Annotated in this window: 22 protein-coding genes; 10 read left to right on the top strand and 12 right to left on the bottom strand. The window is 53.0% G+C overall.

What is annotated here, in order from left to right; all coding sequences use genetic code 11:
• Positions 1-12: 12 nt before the first annotated feature.
• From glnD to ACSHSR_RS06335, 3 genes are all read left to right on the top strand, one after another.
• On the top strand, positions 13-2,592 hold the full coding sequence (gene glnD / locus ACSHSR_RS06345) for a bifunctional uridylyltransferase/uridylyl-removing protein GlnD (protein WP_045283558.1): 2,580 nt from the start codon (positions 13-15) through the stop codon (positions 2,590-2,592).
• Positions 2,593-2,609: 17 nt separating this feature from the next.
• Positions 2,610-3,434 carry a 2,3,4,5-tetrahydropyridine-2,6-dicarboxylate N-succinyltransferase gene (gene dapD, locus ACSHSR_RS06340; protein WP_028779848.1) on the top strand — a complete coding sequence of 275 codons (825 nt, stop codon included), beginning with the start codon at positions 2,610-2,612 and terminating at the stop codon, positions 3,432-3,434.
• A 257-nt stretch (positions 3,435-3,691) separates the two neighbouring features.
• Complete coding sequence (locus ACSHSR_RS06335) at positions 3,692-4,057, top strand: DUF3718 domain-containing protein (RefSeq protein WP_115390080.1); 366 nt, start codon at positions 3,692-3,694, stop codon at positions 4,055-4,057.
• A 25-nt stretch (positions 4,058-4,082) separates the two neighbouring features.
• Here the strand turns inward: ACSHSR_RS06335 and purU are convergent, their stop codons facing one another.
• The 3 genes from purU to ACSHSR_RS06320 form a co-directional block, all read right to left on the bottom strand.
• A complete protein-coding gene (gene purU, locus ACSHSR_RS06330; RefSeq protein ID WP_096142634.1) occupies positions 4,083-4,916 on the bottom strand; it encodes a formyltetrahydrofolate deformylase in 834 nt (277 codons plus the stop codon).
• An 86-nt stretch (positions 4,917-5,002) separates the two neighbouring features.
• Complete coding sequence (locus ACSHSR_RS06325; protein ID WP_107352776.1) at positions 5,003-6,484, bottom strand: PTS transporter subunit EIIC; 1,482 nt, start codon at positions 6,482-6,484, stop codon at positions 5,003-5,005.
• Complete coding sequence (locus tag ACSHSR_RS06320) at positions 6,436-6,900, bottom strand: flavodoxin (protein ID WP_028779863.1); 465 nt, start codon at positions 6,898-6,900, stop codon at positions 6,436-6,438. Before ACSHSR_RS06320 ends, ACSHSR_RS06325 begins: the two co-directional genes overlap by 49 nt.
• Before the next feature lie 127 nt (positions 6,901-7,027).
• On the opposite strand from ACSHSR_RS06320, the gene ACSHSR_RS06315 reads away from it, so the two are divergent.
• Positions 7,028-7,204, top strand: a complete 177-nt coding sequence (locus tag ACSHSR_RS06315; protein WP_099049524.1) for a hypothetical protein — start codon at positions 7,028-7,030, stop codon at positions 7,202-7,204.
• Between the two features lie 264 nt (positions 7,205-7,468).
• Here the strand turns inward: ACSHSR_RS06315 and truC are convergent, their stop codons facing one another.
• Complete coding sequence (gene truC / locus ACSHSR_RS06310) at positions 7,469-8,311, bottom strand: tRNA pseudouridine(65) synthase TruC (protein ID WP_144132626.1); 843 nt, start codon at positions 8,309-8,311, stop codon at positions 7,469-7,471.
• Positions 8,283-8,606 (bottom strand): YqcC family protein, encoded by a 324-nt coding sequence (locus tag ACSHSR_RS06305; protein WP_028779843.1) that lies wholly within the window; start codon positions 8,604-8,606, stop codon positions 8,283-8,285. Before ACSHSR_RS06305 ends, truC begins: the two co-directional genes overlap by 29 nt.
• A gap of 104 nt (positions 8,607-8,710) precedes the next feature.
• On the opposite strand from ACSHSR_RS06305, the gene ACSHSR_RS06300 reads away from it, so the two are divergent.
• Together ACSHSR_RS06300 and ACSHSR_RS06295 are read left to right on the top strand one after the other, a co-directional pair.
• Entirely contained in the window at positions 8,711-9,724 is a 1,014-nt protein-coding gene (locus tag ACSHSR_RS06300; protein WP_071238233.1) for a DUF3549 family protein, read from the top strand.
• Positions 9,721-10,110 (top strand): DUF3301 domain-containing protein, encoded by a 390-nt coding sequence (locus ACSHSR_RS06295; RefSeq protein ID WP_025010973.1) that lies wholly within the window; start codon positions 9,721-9,723, stop codon positions 10,108-10,110. The genes ACSHSR_RS06300 and ACSHSR_RS06295 overlap by 4 nt, the downstream gene beginning before the upstream one ends.
• A gap of 1,003 nt (positions 10,111-11,113) precedes the next feature.
• On the opposite strand, the gene ACSHSR_RS06290 is transcribed toward ACSHSR_RS06295, so the two are convergent.
• The 3 genes from ACSHSR_RS06290 to ACSHSR_RS06280 all read right to left on the bottom strand — a co-directional run bounded on the left by ACSHSR_RS06290 (position 11,114) and on the right by ACSHSR_RS06280 (position 12,837).
• The gene (locus ACSHSR_RS06290) at positions 11,114-11,671 is read right to left on the bottom strand and encodes a hypothetical protein (RefSeq protein WP_208184948.1); all 558 of its coding nucleotides are present in this window, start codon (positions 11,669-11,671) and stop codon (positions 11,114-11,116) included.
• Between the two features lie 197 nt (positions 11,672-11,868).
• A complete protein-coding gene (locus tag ACSHSR_RS06285) occupies positions 11,869-12,174 on the bottom strand; it encodes an Mpo1-like protein (RefSeq protein WP_025887243.1) in 306 nt (101 codons plus the stop codon).
• A 12-nt stretch (positions 12,175-12,186) separates the two neighbouring features.
• Entirely contained in the window at positions 12,187-12,837 is a 651-nt protein-coding gene (locus ACSHSR_RS06280) for a GNAT family N-acetyltransferase (protein WP_115390077.1), read from the bottom strand.
• Between the two features lie 487 nt (positions 12,838-13,324).
• Here ACSHSR_RS06280 and ACSHSR_RS06275 point away from each other — a divergent pair, with 487 nt between their 5' ends.
• Entirely contained in the window at positions 13,325-13,555 is a 231-nt protein-coding gene (locus tag ACSHSR_RS06275; RefSeq protein ID WP_025887242.1) for a DUF2789 domain-containing protein, read from the top strand.
• 22 nt (positions 13,556-13,577) lie between these two features.
• Here ACSHSR_RS06275 and ACSHSR_RS06270 read toward each other — a convergent pair whose 3' ends face one another.
• Positions 13,578-13,943 carry a DUF3192 domain-containing protein gene (locus tag ACSHSR_RS06270; protein WP_037466957.1) on the bottom strand — a complete coding sequence of 122 codons (366 nt, stop codon included), beginning with the start codon at positions 13,941-13,943 and terminating at the stop codon, positions 13,578-13,580.
• A gap of 166 nt (positions 13,944-14,109) precedes the next feature.
• Here ACSHSR_RS06270 and ACSHSR_RS06265 point away from each other — a divergent pair, with 166 nt between their 5' ends.
• Positions 14,110-14,448 carry a hypothetical protein gene (locus ACSHSR_RS06265; protein ID WP_025010968.1) on the top strand — a complete coding sequence of 113 codons (339 nt, stop codon included), beginning with the start codon at positions 14,110-14,112 and terminating at the stop codon, positions 14,446-14,448.
• A complete protein-coding gene (locus ACSHSR_RS06260; protein WP_144191155.1) occupies positions 14,448-15,221 on the top strand; it encodes a Zn-ribbon-containing protein in 774 nt (257 codons plus the stop codon). Before ACSHSR_RS06265 ends, ACSHSR_RS06260 begins: the two co-directional genes overlap by 1 nt.
• Positions 15,222-15,296: 75 nt before the next feature.
• Here ACSHSR_RS06260 and syd read toward each other — a convergent pair whose 3' ends face one another.
• The gene (gene syd / locus ACSHSR_RS06255; RefSeq protein WP_129978398.1) at positions 15,297-15,938 is read right to left on the bottom strand and encodes a SecY-interacting protein; all 642 of its coding nucleotides are present in this window, start codon (positions 15,936-15,938) and stop codon (positions 15,297-15,299) included.
• A 59-nt stretch (positions 15,939-15,997) separates the two neighbouring features.
• Here syd and queF point away from each other — a divergent pair, with 59 nt between their 5' ends.
• On the top strand, positions 15,998-16,855 hold the full coding sequence (queF, locus tag ACSHSR_RS06250) for an NADPH-dependent 7-cyano-7-deazaguanine reductase QueF (protein ID WP_115390617.1): 858 nt from the start codon (positions 15,998-16,000) through the stop codon (positions 16,853-16,855).
• A gap of 61 nt (positions 16,856-16,916) precedes the next feature.
• Here the strand turns inward: queF and ACSHSR_RS06245 are convergent, their stop codons facing one another.
• Both ACSHSR_RS06245 and ACSHSR_RS06240 read right to left on the bottom strand, forming a co-directional pair.
• Positions 16,917-17,657 carry a 4'-phosphopantetheinyl transferase family protein gene (locus tag ACSHSR_RS06245; RefSeq protein WP_479631350.1) on the bottom strand — a complete coding sequence of 247 codons (741 nt, stop codon included), beginning with the start codon at positions 17,655-17,657 and terminating at the stop codon, positions 16,917-16,919.
• Positions 17,658-17,732: 75 nt separating this feature from the next.
• Positions 17,733-18,017, bottom strand: coding sequence for a hypothetical protein (locus ACSHSR_RS06240; RefSeq protein WP_144221234.1), 285 nt, complete (start codon positions 18,015-18,017; stop codon positions 17,733-17,735).
• Between the last annotated feature and the right edge of the window lie 135 nt (positions 18,018-18,152).

Raw genomic sequence — 18,152 nt, 5'->3', positions numbered from 1 at the left:
CCAAGGAATAGAATGAGCACAGCGCTGGCAGCCAAAACGGCACTTTGTGAGCAGAATCAAGCCCTGTTTGACAGGTTTACCTCGCGAGAAAAGATAGTCGAACTGGTTACCAGCCGCTGTCGCTTTGTCGATAAGCAGCTGATTGAACAATGGCAAGCACAGGGGCTGAATGATTATCCCATCGCCCTTATCGCCGTTGGCGGCTATGGCCGCGGCGAGCTGCACCCCTATTCAGACATAGATCTGCTGTTTCTGGTGGATGACAACCTGGACCCGGCAGCCGAGAGCAGACTCAGCGCCTATATCGCCTTTCTCTGGGACGCAGGTCTTGAAATCGGCCACAGTGTCAGAACCCTGGGCGAAACCCTGCAGCAGGGTCGCCAGGACATCACCATAGCCACCAATCTATTGGAAGCCAGGCTGCTTACCGGCCCGGAAATCCTGTTTGATACTCTCTACGACGCGATTCGCGAGCACCAATTCTGGCCATCGAACGAGTTTTTCAGCGCCAAGCGCGATGAACAGCGCGCCCGCCACGCCAGGGCCAATGCCTTCGATCTCGAGCCCAATATCAAGACCTGCCCCGGCGGCCTCAGGGATATTCAAACCATAGCCTGGGTCGCCATGCGCCACTTCGATGCCGCCAAACTCGAAGAGTTGGTCGGGCACGGTTTTCTGGAGCAGGCCGAACTCGAAGAGCTGCTGGAATGTCAGCACTTCCTTTGGGAGCTGAGATTTGCCCTGCACCTGGCATCGGGCCGTGACGAAAACCGTTTGCTGTTTGACTTGCAGCGTCAGGTCGCCGGCTTGATGGGCTACGAAGATGCCACCCAACTGGCGGTCGAGCAGATGATGAAGCGCTATTACCGCACAGTACGGCGGGTGATGGAGCTCAACGAGATGCTGCTGCAACTGTTCAAGCGTGCCACCCTGGGGCACACCCAGGCGCTGGAAATCCAGCCTATAGATGAACACTATCAGCGTCGCGGCCGCTTTATCGAGGCGCTGGACTTGGCACTGTTTGACGATCCGGAAGAGATCGTCAGGCTGTTTTTGCATGTGGCCCGAAATTCCAACATTCAGGGAATTTATGCCCCGACTCTGAGGGCACTTAGAAGGGCCAGACGCGCCCAGCCGCAACCTCTGATGGCCTGGGAAGGCTGCCGCGGGGTATTTATGGAAATCCTCCGCCACCCTCGTGGCATTGCCGCCCTGTCGCTGATGCACAAACATGGGGTGATGTCGGCTTATTTGCCTGCCTGGCGCGCCATTGAGGGCCAGATGCAGTTTGACCTCTTCCATGCCTACACTGTAGATGAACACACCCACAGGCTACTGCTCAATATCGACAAATTTGCCCAGGCAGAGCAGAAAGAGGAGTTCCCACTCGGCTCTGTACTGATCAATCAGTTGCCGAAAAAAGGGCTTCTGGTCTTGGCGGCCATTTTCCACGACATCGCCAAGGGTCGCGGCGGCGATCACAGTAAACTCGGCGCCGTGGATGCGCAGGAGTTTTGCAAACTGCATGGCCTCAACGACCACGACGGCCGCTTGGTCAGCTGGTTGGTGGAGAATCATCTGTTGATGTCGATTGTTGCCCAGCGCCGGGATATTTCCGATCCCGAAGTAGTCGCCGATTTCGCCGACAAGGTTCGCGATGCGGTGCACCTGAGTTACCTCTACTGCCTGACAGTGGCCGATATCTGTGCCACCAATGAAAAAACCTGGAACAACTGGAAGGGCTCCCTGCTCAGGGATCTCTATTTTGCCACCCAGAGGGTACTCGCCCGCGGCAAAGAAAAGCCGGTGGATATTCGCGCCCGGGTGCGGGAGCATCAGGCCAAGGCCAAGAAAGAGTTGCTGCGGCGCGGCTTCAAGGAAAAGGCGCTGGATCAGCTGTGGCAGAGATTCAAGGCCGATTACTTTTTGCGTCATCAACCCAATCAAATCGCCTGGCACGCCGAGGCGATACTCAAGCACAAGCAGGATGAGCCGCTGGTGATGGTATCCAAACACACCACCCGTGGCGGTACCGAGCTGTTTGTCTATTGCCAGGACAAACCCAAGCTGTTTGCCACTGTGATGGCGGTGCTGGACAACAAGAATATCAATGTTCATGATGCCAACATCATGACATCCAAGGACAACTACGCCCTGGATACCTTTGTGATCCTCGAACAGGACGGCAAGGCGGTCAGTCAGCTGTCGCGGATACAAAGCATACGCAAGACCCTTGGCAAAGCGCTTAGCGGCGAGCAACCCAAGATCCCGCGCTTTCGCAAGTTGTCGCGCAAGATGAAACCTTTTAAAGTTCCGACTCAGGTCAGTTTCCTGCCGACCCGCCGCCATGGTACAAGTATGATGGAACTGATAGCCTTGGATAGCCCGGGCCTGCTGGCCAAGATAGGTGAAACCTTCTATCGCTGTGATGTCACCCTGCTGGCGGCCAAGATCACCACGATAGGCGAGCGCGCCGAGGACTTTTTTATTCTACAAACCAATCAGGGACTGGCACTGGATGAAGCCCAGCAACAAAGGCTGAAAGAGTCACTGATCAGTGCCCTGTCCCAATTCGGGACCCCAACAACCTAAGTAAACGGGAGAAACCAATGGAGGCTTTACGCCAACGTATTGAGGCGGCTTTTGAAGCTCGCGCACAGATAAGCCCAACCACAGTTGACGCCGAGCTGCGCGCCGATGTGGAACGAGTGATTGACATGCTGGACAGAGGCGAGGCCAGAGTGGCCGAGAAACTGGACGGTCAATGGCATGTGCACCAATGGCTCAAGAAAGCCGTTTTGCTGTCTTTCCGTATCTTCGACAATGGCGTAATCGATGGGGCCGAAACCAAGTATTTCGACAAGGTACCACAGAAGTTTGCCGACTATGATGAAGCGCGTTTTCGCGCCGAAGCCATACGTGTTGTGCCACCCGCTGCGGTGCGCAAAGGCTCTTTCATCGGTAAAAACACTGTGCTTATGCCCTCTTACGTTAACCTGGGCGCCTATGTAGATGAAGGCACCATGGTCGACACCTGGGCCACGGTTGGCTCCTGTGCGCAAATTGGTAAAAACGTGCATCTCTCCGGCGGTGTCGGTATCGGTGGCGTGCTCGAGCCGCTGCAGGCCGGCCCGACCATTATTGAAGACAACTGCTTTATCGGTGCCCGCTCTGAAATCGTTGAAGGGGTAGTGGTCGAGGAAGGCTCAGTGATCTCCATGGGAGTCTATATCGGCCAGAGCACCCGCATCTATGACCGCGAAACCGGTGAAATTCACTATGGCCGGGTTCCAGCAGGTTCTGTAGTGGTGTCAGGCACCCTGCCCTCCAGCTGCGGCAAGTACAATCTTTACGCCGCCATCATAGTCAAAAAGGTAGACGAGAAGACCCGCGGTAAAGTGGGTATCAACGAACTGCTGCGGATGGTCGACTGACCCTTGCCCTCGGGAGCTGACCTAGAGCAATAAGCGCTTTAGCAGGTCAGCAACCCCATCTATGTGTCTGTCTGCTCTGCCCATAAGGGCGCGGGCAGACACATTTACTTACCAAGAGACAAACTTCCACACCTTGGGACACGCCTTGCCCAAGCAGCAACAACTGCTGACAGAAAGCCTCTATTCAATCGCTGGCAAATGCCCCTGCTGCGACTGTACTTAAATGGTACTTGAAGCATCCCCAAAAGGAGCAAGCCATGAACCTTTGCCAACGTACCCGCACCGGCGCCGTATTACTGGCTGTCGCCGGCCTGAGCTTCGGCTCTCTCAGTGCCCAGGCGGCAATGGATCCTTATATTGAGCCGGCGTTGATCCAGGTCTGTAAGTCCAGTGCCAGCAACAGCATGATAGCGTTTTCCAACACCCTGCGTGAGTACCGGATCAATGAACAGCGAGTGTTCCCCCGTCTGGTGTGCAATGGTGAGTCACTGCATCAGTTTGCCATGAGTCACGGCGCCGATCGCACCGCCAAAAAGATTGGCCGCTTCCTGCCCGGCAAAGTGACCATTTCCGATATGGCCATGATCCCAGAGGAGGAAAAACTCTACGTGAGTTTCCGCTGAACCTACTGAGCCCAAAACACTCGGGTTAAAACACCAAGGTCTTGTTGCCGTACACCACGACCTGTTCATTGAGTACCAGCGCCAGAGCCCGGCTGAGAACACTTTTTTCCACATCTCGGCCGGCTTTGGCCATATCTGCCGCGCTGTAACTGTGATCCACAGGGATCACATCCTGCTTGATGATAGGTCCCTCATCCAAACAGTTATTCACAAAGTGCGCCGTGGCACCAATAATTTTCACCCCGCGCTCCCACGCCTGACGATAGGGATTGGCACCGATAAAGGCCGGCAGGAAGGAGTGATGAATATTGATGATCTTATTGGGATACTGCTCGACAAACTCTGGGGTGAGTACCCGCATATATTTGGCCAGTACCAGGTACTCAGGCTGGTAGTCGGCGATAATCTCCAACATGGCGCGCTCGTGGGCGCTGCGATCCACACCCTGATGACAGACGTGATGAAAAGGCACCTCAAACTTGGCCGCCAGCGGTGCCAGGGTGTCGTAGTTGGCCACTATGGCGGCTATCTCCACATCGAGAGCACCATAGTAGGTTTTCATCAAGAGATCCCCGAGGCAATGGGCCTCCTTGGTCGCCAGCACCACTATGCGCTTGCGTCCGGCATCCACCAGTTTCATATGGTTTTGTTTAGGCAGGACCTCGGCCAACTCCTTTAGCAGCTTAGTTTCATCGAACTCGCCTTCAAGTTCGGTACGCATGAAAAAGCGCCCCTGCTGATTATCGACAAACTCGTTGTTCTTGATGATGTTCAGTCTGTGCTGAAAGCATACCCCAGTGACTCTGGCGATAAGCCCATATTCATCGGCACAATCAATCATCAGTATTTTGCGTGGCATATCGGCTCCTGTCGCTGCATCAAAGTTTGAATATGCCACAGTCTCGCCGCTGGCGCGCTTAAAATTTATTCATCAAAAGCAGCCCGTTATCTCCGGCTTGCCTGGCGACTGTCCAGATACTTTTGCAAAAGCCCTCTCAAGGTCTCGGCCTTGGTGCCAAACACCACCTGGACGCCCTGCCCTACCACTATCACGCCCTTGGCTCCCAATCCCAACAGGCGGGACTTGTCCACCAGCTCTGGGCGTTCGACACTCAGGCGCAAGCGGGTCATACAGGCGCTGAGATTGCGGATATTGGCAGCGCCGCCGAGCGCGCCTATCATGGCCAGCAGATTGCCGCCCGAGGCATTTTCCGGCTCCAGCCGCCCCGGCGTCTTGAGATTGAATGCCATGATGGAAGCGCGGAAAATCAGATAATAGATGACTGCGGTCAAGGGGCCCAGGATAAGAAACCAACCGGCGTTGGCAGATTGATGCCACAGAAGGGCAAAATCCAGCAAACCATTGGAAAACACCAATCCATAGTGAATGTCGAGCCAGATACAGACAGCATAAGCCAGCCCGGTCAGCAGTGCGTGCACCAGATACAGCAAAGGCGCCACAAACAGGAAGGCAAACTCAATCGGCTCAGTCACCCCGGTAAGCCAACTGGTTGCCGCCGCCGACAGCATGATGCCGGCCACCCGATTGCGTTCACTCTTGTCGGCACAGCGCCAAATCGCCAGGGCCGCCGCCGGCAGGCCCCACATCTTGATGAGATAGCCACCGGCCAGATTGCCGGCCTGGGGATCGCCGGCGAGGTAGCGTGCCACTTCGCCTCTGAGCCATTCACCATCCTGATAATACTGCCCAAGCTCCAGGTAGAAAGGCGCATTCCAGATATGGTGCAGCCCAAGTGGCAACAAGAGGCGCTCCACTGTGCCATAGATGGCAAAGGCCAGCTGCGGCTTTTGATACACAGCCCAGTTGGAGAACACCTCAATATAGTGAGCCAAAGGTGGCCAGATAAGCGCCAGCAAATAGGCCAGCAACACAGCCAACGGCAACATCAGCAATGGCGCGCTGCGGCGCCCCTCAAAGAAGGAAAAGATAGCCGGCAAACGCAAGTGACGACTCATGGCCATCGCCAGGCAGGTCATCACCCCGAGCAGCATACCACCGGCAATACCTGTATCTATGGTTTCCACTCCGAGCCAGACTGAGGTGTGCACGGGGTTTTGCGAAGCCAGCAGCGATAAGGTGGAACTGAATACCCCAAAGCCGAACGCCGCACTGAAGGCAGCAATCCCCTGATCGCGACAAAAGCCTATGGCAATGGCGATGGCAAACAGCAGCGGCATCATAGTGAAGATGAGATTGCCTGTGGTGGCAAACAGCTCATTGAGAGAAGGAGACAAAATACCTGTCGGCGTACTGGCCAGGCCTTTCATCACCCCGGCAGCAGGCAGGATAGCTATGGGGACAAGCAGCGCCTGACTCAGGCGCTGGGCAAACTTAAACCAATGTTGTGAAAAGCCTTTCAGGCGCCCGGTTCTGTTTTCAGCAGGGGTAGCCAGTTGTTGAGCCATGCTTGAGCCTCGACCTCGGGTTCCATGGTTTCGCAGGCATCAATCTCCAAACGCTCACCGACACGTTTGGCACCAAGCTCCGCAAACAGTTCATCCAATTGTTTACCTGCGCCGCAGAAAGTCTCATAACTCGAGTCTCCCAGGGCAATAACCCCGTATCTAAGGTCTGGTAAGTAAGGGGCCGTGTCTTTCAGTTCCAAAAACCAGGGCAAAATATCATCCGGAAGATCCCCTTGGCCGGTAGTGGAAGAGACCAGCAACAGATACTCATCGGCAGTCGGTACATATCCTTTAAGCTCATGACTTTGCCAAAGTTTGGCATCCACACCATGAGTCTGGAGCTGCTTCAGGAGTGTCTCGGCAACAAACTGGGCGTTACCATAGACAGTTCCAAACACCAGGTTCACTTTTTTCATGTTATACTCTGCACCTCGGAGCCAATATTCATTGTTCTCCACCATACTGTATCGTCTGCTTGTGCTGCAAGCACAAGCATCAACAGACACCAAGCCGACACGCCACTGGCGATAAGGAAACGCAGCGATGCGACAGAGCAGCAGGCAGAAACTTCAGAAGCAACACCAAAGGGCAACTCATGTCCGCCGTATGTGTTACTTCAGAGCCGCTCAACAAGACCAACACCACGCCCACTATCCACTCGACGCCTATCGTCCCTTACTTGACATGATGCACCAGCGCACCAATAAAGACGAAACCTAAGGAAGGTGCGAACAAGTCCCATGTGTGCTCTGCGTCGGCTTACGGGCCTGGATGCAAGGCGTGGTTCGCAGCAAATGGCCCTAGTCCTTTGCAAGAAGCACAACATAGCAGGCAGGTCTGTAAGCCACGCCCTTCGGGGCTTTCACTGCGACTGGCTCTCTGCGTTATCCGACTTCGACAGGCCCCGGCATGCCTTCAGTCAGATGCCTTGAACGCCAATTGCTGTGCAAGCCAGAGTGCCACGAGGACTTATTCGCACCTTCCCTAAGCCAGCAGCAAACCGCTGTCTGACTCAAGCTGGGACTCATCCCAGCCCAGGCCTTCGAACACTTGCAGCCATTCGGCCTCCGGCTCTGTCACTATGGTGACGGGTTCGCCTGTCGTTGGGTGAGTGAAACTCAAGCTCTGAGCCAACAACCATAAACGGTTGAGGCCGAAGTGTTCGCGAAAGAAACGGTTTTGCTTGCCATCGCCGTGTGTGGTGTCACCTATGATGGGGTGACGCAGATGAGCCATATGCCTTCTGAGCTGATGCTTGCGCCCAGTCTGCGGCGAGAGACGTATCAAGGCAAAACGACTGCTGGGGTAACGCCCTGACGGGAAAGGGATCTCGGCATTGAGTAGCGGCGCATATTGAGTAATGGCGTCCTGGGCTTCCTTGTTGCGGTCGGCATGTTTATCGGCCACGGCATCGAGCTCTTCTTTGAGTGGATAGTCCAGTGTACCAGCTTGGTGCATATTGCCGCGCACCAGGGCCAGATACTCTTTGCGTGTCTCGCGCCCGGCAAACTGCTGACATAAAATAGCGGCAATTTCACTGCTCTTGGCGAACAACAAGACACCCGAGGTCGGCCTATCCAACCTGTGCACCGGAAACACATGGCAACCCACCAGATCACGGGTCAGCTGCATGGCGAAAAAACGCTCTTTTCGCGCCAGATAGGTTCTATGCACCAGTAATCCCGCCGGTTTATGGATGGCAACCAAGTGTTCATCTTCATAGAGGATACGGATCTCGGGGCACTCTTCATCCACAGGTGTCAAAGCTTGCTCCGAAATCTCGGCTTGAATCTGGGTCTCATCTTGCTTGTTTGGTAAGGAGTTCATCCAAGGTTCTCAACAAAGTGATCAAATTACGGTATGTGGGCGCTTCGCCCCAGACATGCTCGGCCATAGGTGCAGTTGCTATGGCTGATGGCAGCGGCATTTCGGCGTCTATCAGCGTGCGCATTTTGGGCAACAAAATAAACTGCAACCAGGCTTCAAATGCCATGCTGTCGCAGGCAAAGGGCGCCTGACTGGCCATGGCTGCCGCGCCAGGTTCGGTTGCGCTCCACATTCCCTGCGCTTTCAACTCGGCCTCTATGGCCAACAGGAGTTTTTCAGTCGCCAGAAAAGGCATCTGTCACCTCGCAGATCCAAAACAATAAATTGGCGCCAATCATACCATCGGGCCAAGCTTATCCCTATAATGCACCGCATTTGTTGTACAAGAGTCAAACGAGCATGGACAGTATCACTACCCTCAGCGAACTTCTCAGCGCCGCCAACACCCAATACCAGGTCTATGATCTCGGCCGCCGGGTGCAACACATAGATCCCATGGCTTTTCATCAGATAGAGGCCCTTCAAAGCCCCTATCCCTTCCCTATACAAGGGCATGCCCAGTTTGCCCTGGTGTTCTGGGATGGCAGTAATCAGCAATATATCTGGTTCCTGAAATTACCTTTGGATGAGCGCGGACTCCTGGTCCCAGCTGCACGCAGCCAGTTTATTCAGATGTTGCTTGAAGCCATGGGGGAAAACCTGACCCGTGAACTGACCGAAGCCCAACAGCAACAGATGGCCAATCATCCCTTCAGTTTCAAGCCGCCGCAGGAAAAACTGGCCCTGTTCAACGCCTTGGTGCGCAAACAACTGGGACAAGCCGCTTCTGTGCAGTATGAATATGCCTGCCAATACCTGAGCGGCAAGGTGGCTGCCGAAAACTGGCAACATTTGGGACTGCAAGGGCTGGCGGATATCTGTGCCCGGGTCAATGAACTGGATCACTCAGCCCTGTTGCAACAAGGGTTGAGCAAAGGCGCCGCCGAGGTGCAAATTGCCCTTTGCCAGCAACTGGAACATATACTATTGCCAGAGCCGCTTGCCGAAACGCTCTTCCAGGCATTCAAAGACGCTGCCCCCGAGCACAAGGTTTACTTCCTTCGCGCCTTGGCATCTCACCCTGAACTCTGCCAACAGGCGATAACAGAGCTGGATAGTCAGCAGGCGCTGAATATTGACGCCTTGATCGCCATTGCCGCTCGTTGCTGGTATAGCCTGAAACAGGATGAGTGCCGCAAAATTTATCTCGAGGCTCTGGCTTTGCAGGAGCAAAGCTTCTTTAATCAAATCTTTGCTGATATTGTGGCCATACCCGGGATACGTACCCAGGTATTGAGCGAACTTCGCAATCCTCACCGCAGTGACCGCCTATCCGGCGCCATCGGCGGTCTGTTCAGGGCGACCACAGAATGATGACAGATTTTCTCCTGATCGCAGCGCTGGTAATGATTGCTGCGTTTTTCTGGCAGTTGCGACAAATGGCCGAACTCAGTCGGATATTTGCCGAGCGGGAATGCCAACGGCAAAAGGTGCAGATGCTTGCCATCGCCATGGAGTCAGCCCGACCCAGCATAGGCGGCAAGAACGGCCTGTGCTGGAATGCACGCTTTATGTTTGAGTTCAGTACCGATGGCATCAACCAGTATCGCGGCCATATCCTGATGCACGGTAAACAGATCCAGAAAATTGAATGGCCAATATTTCCCGAACCCGAGTGGCATGAAGCGCCAACTGCCAGAGGCAGCGTCGGTGGCGGTTGTGGCTCCCGCGGAGGTTGCAGTTCGGGTAAGTGCCGCTGATATTTTGCTGCATCTGACAGAAAACTGAGCCGACCCCGTCGTTGAAGAGTCAGCAGAGTTTGCTAGGTTACACAGATAAAAAATCAGAAAAATGGCAGCAGACTCTTACGCCATCAAAGTTTGAGAACCATTTAAGTCCCCAAATAAAAAATCCCTTAAATAAGAAAGGGCGCGACAATTAAGCCGCGCCCATCTGTTTCTCTGTTAAGCCTTCCAGCTATTAAGTTGCTTCCCTGCACCATCCATGCGTCTGCCGTGCGTCCTGCGCTCCCTGTACCATCCTGGTGAGTCCCTGTACTTGCGTACCTGTTCCCTTAGTCCCGATTATCCCTTGATCGGGCCTTGCTCTATCCTTAAGCGTGTCCAGTATCGTCCTTGCGCATCCGTTCAATACATCCTGTTTCGTCTTCCTGACGCTGACCACATTCCTTGGGTCAGTACCTTTCCCTGTTTGCCATCATCCTGATAGGCATCTTCCTTGAGTCATCCCTGGACCGTGTTCCTCACGGTTTAGGTCTTCCTGACCTTGTTCCCTGAATCATCCTTGTCCTTGGATGATTTAAATACTAATCCAATCCCGGCTCCAGGGTTGTACAGAAACCGTTCAATAACTCGTGCAACTTTTTTGTAGCAATTGAAATGGAGTGCATAACCAATTAATTTTAAAAAGCTTAATTGTTTTTTAACGACAAAACCTGCTGTTTAACTCTTGTTTGTCTCACAGTCTTGTGAGACATCTCGCACACGATGCCCGGCTTTAATGGAAAACGATGTGTAGTTAAAGACACATCGCCTATAAATCAGTACCGGAATGACCCTAGCTTTAATGACGCCCTATAAGAAAAAACAGCAAAAGAAAAGGCGCGTCCTAAGACGCGCCCTATTTACTGCTGTCAGCCATCCCGCTGAGTTGTGCTCCCTGCACCTTCCATGCGTATGAATTTCTTCCTGTGGACACCTTGTCTCAGTTACGACAGCTTCCAAGCTATCTTTTCATCCCTGCTTACAACCATCCTGGTGTCTGCTCAATTCCCTTGAGCCTCCTTGTGGCCTCCTGGCACTCATCTTCCATGTTTGCCCATCCACTAGCAGCTGTCGTCAATGAGTTGGGTATTCCCTTAACCCAAAGGCTGGCATCCCTGAGCCTGTCCTCTACTTCGTCCTGAACGCTTTCCTTAGCAGACCTTCCTGTCTCAAATTGCCTTTCCTGGCGCGGCAATTTCCTTATTACCGGAAAAATCTCCTGTGTATCCATCATGGATACTGCTTTCCCTGCGAGCCATTTCCTTGGCTTGAACTTCCCTGGAATGGTTTCAAGACCTCCTGTCTTGATTGTCATCCATGACTGAAATCCATTTAGCAGGCTTCCTTGCAGCTCGTCCTTGCATAGGCCTTTCCAAAACGTGTCATCCTGACACTTGCCCTTCCTTGGCTGCCGCCTTAAACTCCTTGGCGTTGCTTTCCTTGCAGCTCCCTCTTCCTTGAGGCTCGTAATTTCAGCTCCTTTCCTTGGAAGCTCTGTCAAAGCATCCTGCCCTGACCACGACTTAAGTGTACCCAAGGACCCCTCTTTGAGATGGTCAATTTTAGAACAGGCTGGGAATGACAAATATTCAGCAGTCGCTAATGAAATGCTAATCACTTGTTTATTAACAATATTTAATTATTCGCCAGTAAGAACAGCCAATAAGTCTTATGTTTGTCGCACAGCTTTGTGAGACATATCTTACATTGGTACTGGTAAATAACCAAAAACACTCAGAAACGACGTTTGCCACTGACAAATTGGGCCAACATGACCCAGTCAGCCATCAAGCTGTAGACTGGGTATTGAAAGGTCGCCGGCTTATTGTGTTCAAAACCAAAGTGACCAATCCAGGCAAAGCCATAACCCACCACAGGCAGAGCCAAGAGCCATACAAATTGTCCACTAAGCAGGCTGAATAACAGAATAAGCAATACCAAGGTCGAACCTAGATAATGCAAACCTCGGCATACGGGATCGGAATGCTGAGATAGATAGAAAGGATAAAACTCAGCAAAACTCTTGTACTTTTGCTCCACTCTTAACTCCTGTTATTGGTAGACGTCATCATCGGTATGACTGTGGTAAAAGAGCAACTCTCCGGTTAACTGCCCTATATTGAGCTCAACCACGGGTACAAAGCCTTGCTCTCGGAACAGATGAGAATGGCCATCCTCAGTCACAAAGACTCCAACCCCTTCCAGCTCCGGCTGCTCATCACACCAACCCAATACCGCCTGGACGAGCAACTTGCCATAACCCTTGCGCTGCTCGGTTAAAGCTACTGCAATGAACTGTATAATGCCGTATTCAGTAGCCGGCAGGTGCTCCAGAATTGAATTCTCCTTCTGCATCAACTTCTGCGTCGATTGCCAGCCTGTCCCCAGCTGCATTTTCAAACGCCAATGCCAATAGCGTCCCTCCCCTTGGGGAAGTGATGAGGTCACCACGCAGGCAACCCCAATCAAGCGCTCAGCGTCGAACAACCCAATAAGAGGCTGCTCCTGTTGCCAAAGCTCATTGAGCTCTTCACGGATCGCGGCTCTGAGCTTTTGTTCATATTCGACGGCATTGGCGGCCGGCAAGGTCTGCTGAAAAAACGCATCATCGTGATAGGCGTTATAGAGAATTGATGCGGCCAGGCGCAAATCTTCCGCTGTCAGGTAGACGGCACGCAGAGAATCGGGAGTCTGGGTTTCCATTTGTTGTTGTCCTTGTCAGCCAAAAGGGCAATTTCCAATTTAACAATATTGGATCAAAGTGCAATATCTTGATCTTGCTTGCCAGGCATTGTCACTTCATCTTTAGGCAGATTGGTATAAGCTAAGGAAGGCGCGAACAAGTCCCATGTGGGCTCTGCGTCGGCTTACGGGCTTGGATGCAAGGCGTGGTTCGCAGCAAATGGCCCTAGTCCTTTGCAAGAAGCACAACACAGCAGGCAGGCCTGTAAGCCACGCCCTTCGGGGCTTTCACAGCAACCCGCTCTCTGCGTTATCTGACTTCGGCATGCCTTCAGTCAGATGCCTTGAACGCCAATTGCTGTGCAAGCCACTCTCTACAAAAGAGAAGGCCGCGAGGACTTATTTGCACCTTCCCTAAGGGGAAGGAATAAGGCTTACTATCTGTTTTATTAAGGCTTGTTCACTCATCACCTTGACAAGATATGTCAGGACTTCTGGAGGTCAGAATATGGATACCACCCACACAGACTTGGCCCATTTATTTGAGCAATTGGGACTCCCTAGCAGCAGTAAGGCGATAGAAGGCTTTATCGGCGCACATTCTATCCCCGAGGGAGTCAAACTGGTGGATGCACCATTCTGGAATGAAGCGCAGCGCACTTTTTTAACAGAGGCTCTGGCCGAGGACGCTCAATGGTCAGACACCATAGACCATTTGGACGCCCAGCTCAGGAGTTGATTGAAATTGGGATGAGTGTGAATTACAGCTGCGCGTAAGCCTTATCGCCCCAGCCAATCAGTTGTTGATCGCGAAACACCAAGGGGGTGCACTCATCCTTGGTGGTCTTGCCATCACTGTGTCTGTGGCGGGTACGGTAAAATAGTACCTGTACTTGCTGATCATTGGAGAGAAAGGCTTCATTAAAGTCGGCCTGCCCCATGAGCTGCTGCACCTGTTGCTGATCCATTCCCAGAGTCAACTTGGCCAGTTGTTGCTGATTTTGCTGTTGCTGCAATTGCCAGGACTCCTTTTCATCCCAGTTGGCTTCGTGATCGCCGACATTGACCACACAGGCACTAAGCCCTAAGCTTGCAATCCCCATCAGTGGCAGTAATAACTTGTTCATTGTCACTCCTTGTTATATTTATCAAATGTTGACTTTTGTTAAGCAAATGCAGCAAACGCTATGCAACATGCAGGCCAACAAATAAACTGATAAATATCAAAATGATAAAAGCAAACAACTGCTGCACTATGTAGCTATTCGCGAAAATGTGAGGTTTTTTACCAAGATGTCCACTCCACTGGAACAGGTCATGGCCGCCGCGGCGGCAGTAGCCCAAAGCGGCCATACTCCCTCTCTGGCACTGATTAAGGCAAGACTCGGCAACAAGTTACCAATGCCACTGCTGGTTGAAGGTCTGCAGCGTTTCAAATCCCTGCCAGAGAGTGAACGGGAAAAACTGCTTGAAGACGCACCTCAACTGCAAGAAACCGTGCCACAACAAGCTGTCACCACAGTAGAAGTTCTCCAGCAGGAAATCAGCCAGCTACGCCAGGAACAGCAGCAACTGAAACAAGAATTCGCGGCCTTGCAACAAAGACTCGCCAAGCTTGAGGAACAGCAATAATGTTTGTCTGCGAACTCAGGTTTGAATGCTTTGCCAACACCACTATCAGCGCCGCAGAAAAAGCCATCAATACCCTGCTTGAGGCCTGGCGGGCCAACGGTCAGGTATTGGGACGGGAATTTGCGGTGGCCTTTAGGGACGGGGAGTTCAGAGTCAGGCTGCTGCTACCGGAAGAAACCAGTCTGGCCAACAGGCACAACAGTCCCTGGGCCAAACAGGCGTTGCAGCAGTTAACCGAGGCCAAACTGCTGACCCCCAAGGAAAAGCTCATAGGTCAGGATATCAATTCCGAGGTCAGCACCCTGGAGCCCCCAAGTTGGCAGCTGCTTTATACCAGCTATGTGCATATGTGCTCGCCGCTGCGCAGCGGCGATAACTTGCTACCCATTCCACTCTACCGCATTCCCGCGACCTTCAACGGCGATCACAAGCGGGTGATCCGTTGGCAAACCGAGTGGCAAGCCTGTGATGAACTGCAGATGGCCGCAGCAACCAAGGCCGAATTTGCCGCCCTCGAGGAGCTTTCCAGCCCGGACAGCGATCTGTTCCGCCGCGGCTGGGATCTGCGCGGCCGTATCGAATATCTGACCAAAATTCCTACCTATTACTACCTTTACCGGGTCGGGGGAGAGAGTAAACAAGCCGAATTGGCCCGTCCCTGCCCCCGCTGCGGCAACCCGGACTGGCGCCAGCCCAGCCCATTGCTGGATCTGTTTCATTTCCGCTGTGACAACTGCCGGATAGTCTCCAACCTCTCCTGGGATCATCAATAAACTGGGACAATCAATAGCCTAGGATCATCAATAGCAGTGATCATCAATCAATAGTGATTGTGGTAACCCCGACTGTCAGCGGCGGGAAAACAGGTGTTGCCACATAAGCTTCATCCGCGCCCAGAGACCGGGATGGTCGACATTCGCCATGGCCGGCTCCACAGGCTCAACCGCCGGCGCCACTCTGGGGCGCAGCAAAGCGAGAAACTCTTCCAGACTGTCTGCCAGCTTCTTTGAGGGGAGCTCACCCGGGGTCTCACGCCAGACAGCACCGGTTTCGTTATCCACGCAGATCATCTCATCACCTTGCCCCAATAGGCCGATAAACCAGGTCGGTGGCTGCTTGAGCTTGCGTTTCATCATCAGGTGCCCAATCAGATTCTGCTGCAGGAACTCAAAATCATCCTGACTCCAGGGCTGCAATAGTTCCCCTTCGCCGAAATCGGCTTCAAACAACAGATGCGCGGCAAAAAACTGCCCATAAAACTCATCGATATCGGCATGCAGCGGCAACTCCAGCGCATGACTGACATTGGCAAAGCTGCCTGGCTGTTCTCGGCGAATAGTCTGCCACAGTAGCGGATCTTCACCATCCTCCTGCAGCACACAGGGCGAGGCCTCTCCCCTGGCATAATATCTGGGGCCTTCCCCCAGACTCGACTGGTAACTTTGATGATAACGGCTGAGAAATTGCTCCAACGCCTGGGCACAAGACACTTATCGCACTTCCAAATTCAGGTATAATGGTGGCCTATTTTGACACGGAAACCCGCTTGATGACACAGAATCACGACCCTTACCGGAACGCCAAAGCCTTATCTGGCCTGACACTGGGTCAGCAGACAGATTATCAAGAGCATTACGCCCCTGAGCTGTTGCAGGGTGTGCCCCGCAAACTCAACCGTGATGCAATCAACCTGAGTGCGCCTCTGCCGTTTCAGGGGGCCGATATCTGGACCGGCTATGAACTCTCCTGGCTCAATGCCAAGGGCAAACCCATGGTGGCCATCGCCGAGTTCCAGCTGGATCTCAACAGTGAGCATTTAATTGAGTCCAAATCCTTCAAGCTCTATCTGAACAGTTTCAATCAAACCCGCTTTGACAGTACTGAAGCCGTCGAGCAGACCCTGACCCAAGATCTGAGCCGCTGTGCCAATGGCGAGGTAAAAGTCAGAGTGATTGAGCCCAAGCACTTCAACAGCCAGAGAGTTGTTGAGCTGCCGGGGCACTGCATTGACGATCTGGATATTGAAGTCAGCGACTATGAGTTCAACCCCAAATGGCTCGAAGACAGCACAGACGACAAGCAGATAGTCGCCGAGACCTTGAACTCCAACCTGCTTAAGTCCAACTGTTTGATCACCTCACAGCCTGATTGGGGCAGCGTGATGATCCGCTACCAGGGACCCAAGATAGACAGGGAAAAACTGCTGCGTTATCTGATCTCTTTCCGCCAGCATAACGAGTTCCACGAGCAGTGTGTGGAGCGGATATTCACCGATCTGAAGCGTTTCTGCCATTGCAGTAAATTGACCGTCTACGCCCGCTACACCCGCAGAGGCGGATTGGACATCAACCCTTTCCGCAGTGACTTTGAGCACGTGCCGGAAAGCCAACGCCTGGCAAGACAGTAATCGAACATAAAGCGGCTTTAAAGCCGCTTTTTCATTCTTGCCGGTAACCTATTTCAGAGTGCTACTGACCAAGGTGCCACTGCAGTTGCCAGTTGATGGCTGCAGGCGCCCCCAGCGTCAGGGCCAATCGATAACCCGGCTCCATATGGCCAAGCCAACTCTGCCATTGGGTGTTTTCCTTAGGCTTTAGCAAAAGCCCACGGCGCATCGCAACAATCTCGGCTGGCCGCTCGGCCGAGCATGCCTCCCCTGAGCTCAAGTCAAACGCAAAACCATCGAGCGGCTGCGCCAACCCCTTGCCGGTCGCTTTGATATAAGACTCTTTCAAGGCCCAGAGGTCGAAAAACGCCTCTCGCCGCGTGGCATCATCCAGATTTCGTAATTGCTGCAGCTCAAAAGGCGCAAAATAGTGGCGCATCACAGTATCGATAGCCGTGCGCATCCGTAAACGCTCTATATCGACTCCGAGTTGCAACTCAGGAGAAGGATGTTTCAGCAATGCCAACAGCAGCCAATCACCGCTGTGACTGAGGTTAAAATGCAGCTGAGTCTGTTGAAACTGCTCATCACAAAGGAGCGGCTTACCCTGGGGACCATAATCGAAACACCACTCCCGGGCTGCAAGCGGCGCTTGAGTACTCAGGGTCTTTCTCAGCAAGGCGCGGCTTGTTATTGCCCGTTGTTGTACCTCTTTATGGCTTATTCGGGCAAACTTTTCCCGCTCGGCCGGCGTCAGACACAGCGCCAGGTCTTTTATTTTTAAAGGCTCACTCTGGCGTAAGGGATACAAAAAGAGTTGCACGGCGTTGATGGGAGACTCCAAAAAACCGAGGGGGGGTAGGCTATTTTGCCTTGGCCTCCCCCTCGGTCTCAAGCGCTAATCGTTCATGTTTTGCTGATTCATTTTATCGACATAGGCTCTCGCCTCTTCCCGCTCTCTTTCCCGCTGCTGGGCGGTTGTACAGCGGCGGTTGGGAATATTGCTGCCGGTGACCCTAACCCGGTCGCAGCGGTATCCCTGTTCATCGAGTCTTTGTTGGCGGGCCGCGTCCTCAGGCGACAACTCGGCGGTAGTGGTACTGGTACCACTGCAACCGGCGCCGAGTACAGTAAACAAGGCAGCACTCGCCATTCCCAGTAGATTATTTTTTGTTAAATACACCTGACACTCTCCATTTCTGTTGCTGATGCCAGTTCATCCAGTTGCCCTAAAGGCAGATACCCAGGTTGTAACATAAGCTGCAATATAAGCTGCAACAGACCACAGGGGATTAGGGATAAATAGGTATCAGATATC

Source organism: Shewanella sp. VK101 (assembly GCF_056497865.1).
Note: the sequence above shows the minus strand (reverse complement) of the source record. Positions and strands in the feature narration are given on the sequence as shown.

Excerpts from the sequence above, each read along its gene's own strand:
- glnD (WP_045283558.1), top strand. The coding sequence starts at position 13 with ATGAGCACAGCGCTGGCAGCCAAAACGGCACTTTGTGAGCAGAATCAA.
- dapD (WP_028779848.1), top strand. The coding sequence starts at position 2,610 with ATGGAGGCTTTACGCCAACGTATTGAGGCGGCTTTTGAAGCTCGCGCA.
- ACSHSR_RS06335 (WP_115390080.1), top strand. The coding sequence starts at position 3,692 with ATGAACCTTTGCCAACGTACCCGCACCGGCGCCGTATTACTGGCTGTC.
- purU (WP_096142634.1), bottom strand. The coding sequence starts at position 4,916 with ATGCCACGCAAAATACTGATGATTGATTGTGCCGATGAATATGGGCTT.
- ACSHSR_RS06325 (WP_107352776.1), bottom strand. The coding sequence starts at position 6,484 with ATGGCTCAACAACTGGCTACCCCTGCTGAAAACAGAACCGGGCGCCTG.
- ACSHSR_RS06320 (WP_028779863.1), bottom strand. The coding sequence starts at position 6,900 with ATGAAAAAAGTGAACCTGGTGTTTGGAACTGTCTATGGTAACGCCCAG.
- ACSHSR_RS06315 (WP_099049524.1), top strand. The coding sequence starts at position 7,028 with ATGCGACAGAGCAGCAGGCAGAAACTTCAGAAGCAACACCAAAGGGCA.
- truC (WP_144132626.1), bottom strand. The coding sequence starts at position 8,311 with ATGAACTCCTTACCAAACAAGCAAGATGAGACCCAGATTCAAGCCGAG.
- ACSHSR_RS06305 (WP_028779843.1), bottom strand. The coding sequence starts at position 8,606 with ATGCCTTTTCTGGCGACTGAAAAACTCCTGTTGGCCATAGAGGCCGAG.
- ACSHSR_RS06300 (WP_071238233.1), top strand. The coding sequence starts at position 8,711 with ATGGACAGTATCACTACCCTCAGCGAACTTCTCAGCGCCGCCAACACC.
- ACSHSR_RS06295 (WP_025010973.1), top strand. The coding sequence starts at position 9,721 with ATGATGACAGATTTTCTCCTGATCGCAGCGCTGGTAATGATTGCTGCG.
- ACSHSR_RS06280 (WP_115390077.1), bottom strand. The coding sequence starts at position 12,837 with ATGGAAACCCAGACTCCCGATTCTCTGCGTGCCGTCTACCTGACAGCG.
- ACSHSR_RS06275 (WP_025887242.1), top strand. The coding sequence starts at position 13,325 with ATGGATACCACCCACACAGACTTGGCCCATTTATTTGAGCAATTGGGA.
- ACSHSR_RS06270 (WP_037466957.1), bottom strand. The coding sequence starts at position 13,943 with ATGAACAAGTTATTACTGCCACTGATGGGGATTGCAAGCTTAGGGCTT.
- ACSHSR_RS06265 (WP_025010968.1), top strand. The coding sequence starts at position 14,110 with ATGTCCACTCCACTGGAACAGGTCATGGCCGCCGCGGCGGCAGTAGCC.
- ACSHSR_RS06260 (WP_144191155.1), top strand. The coding sequence starts at position 14,448 with ATGTTTGTCTGCGAACTCAGGTTTGAATGCTTTGCCAACACCACTATC.
- queF (WP_115390617.1), top strand. The coding sequence starts at position 15,998 with ATGACACAGAATCACGACCCTTACCGGAACGCCAAAGCCTTATCTGGC.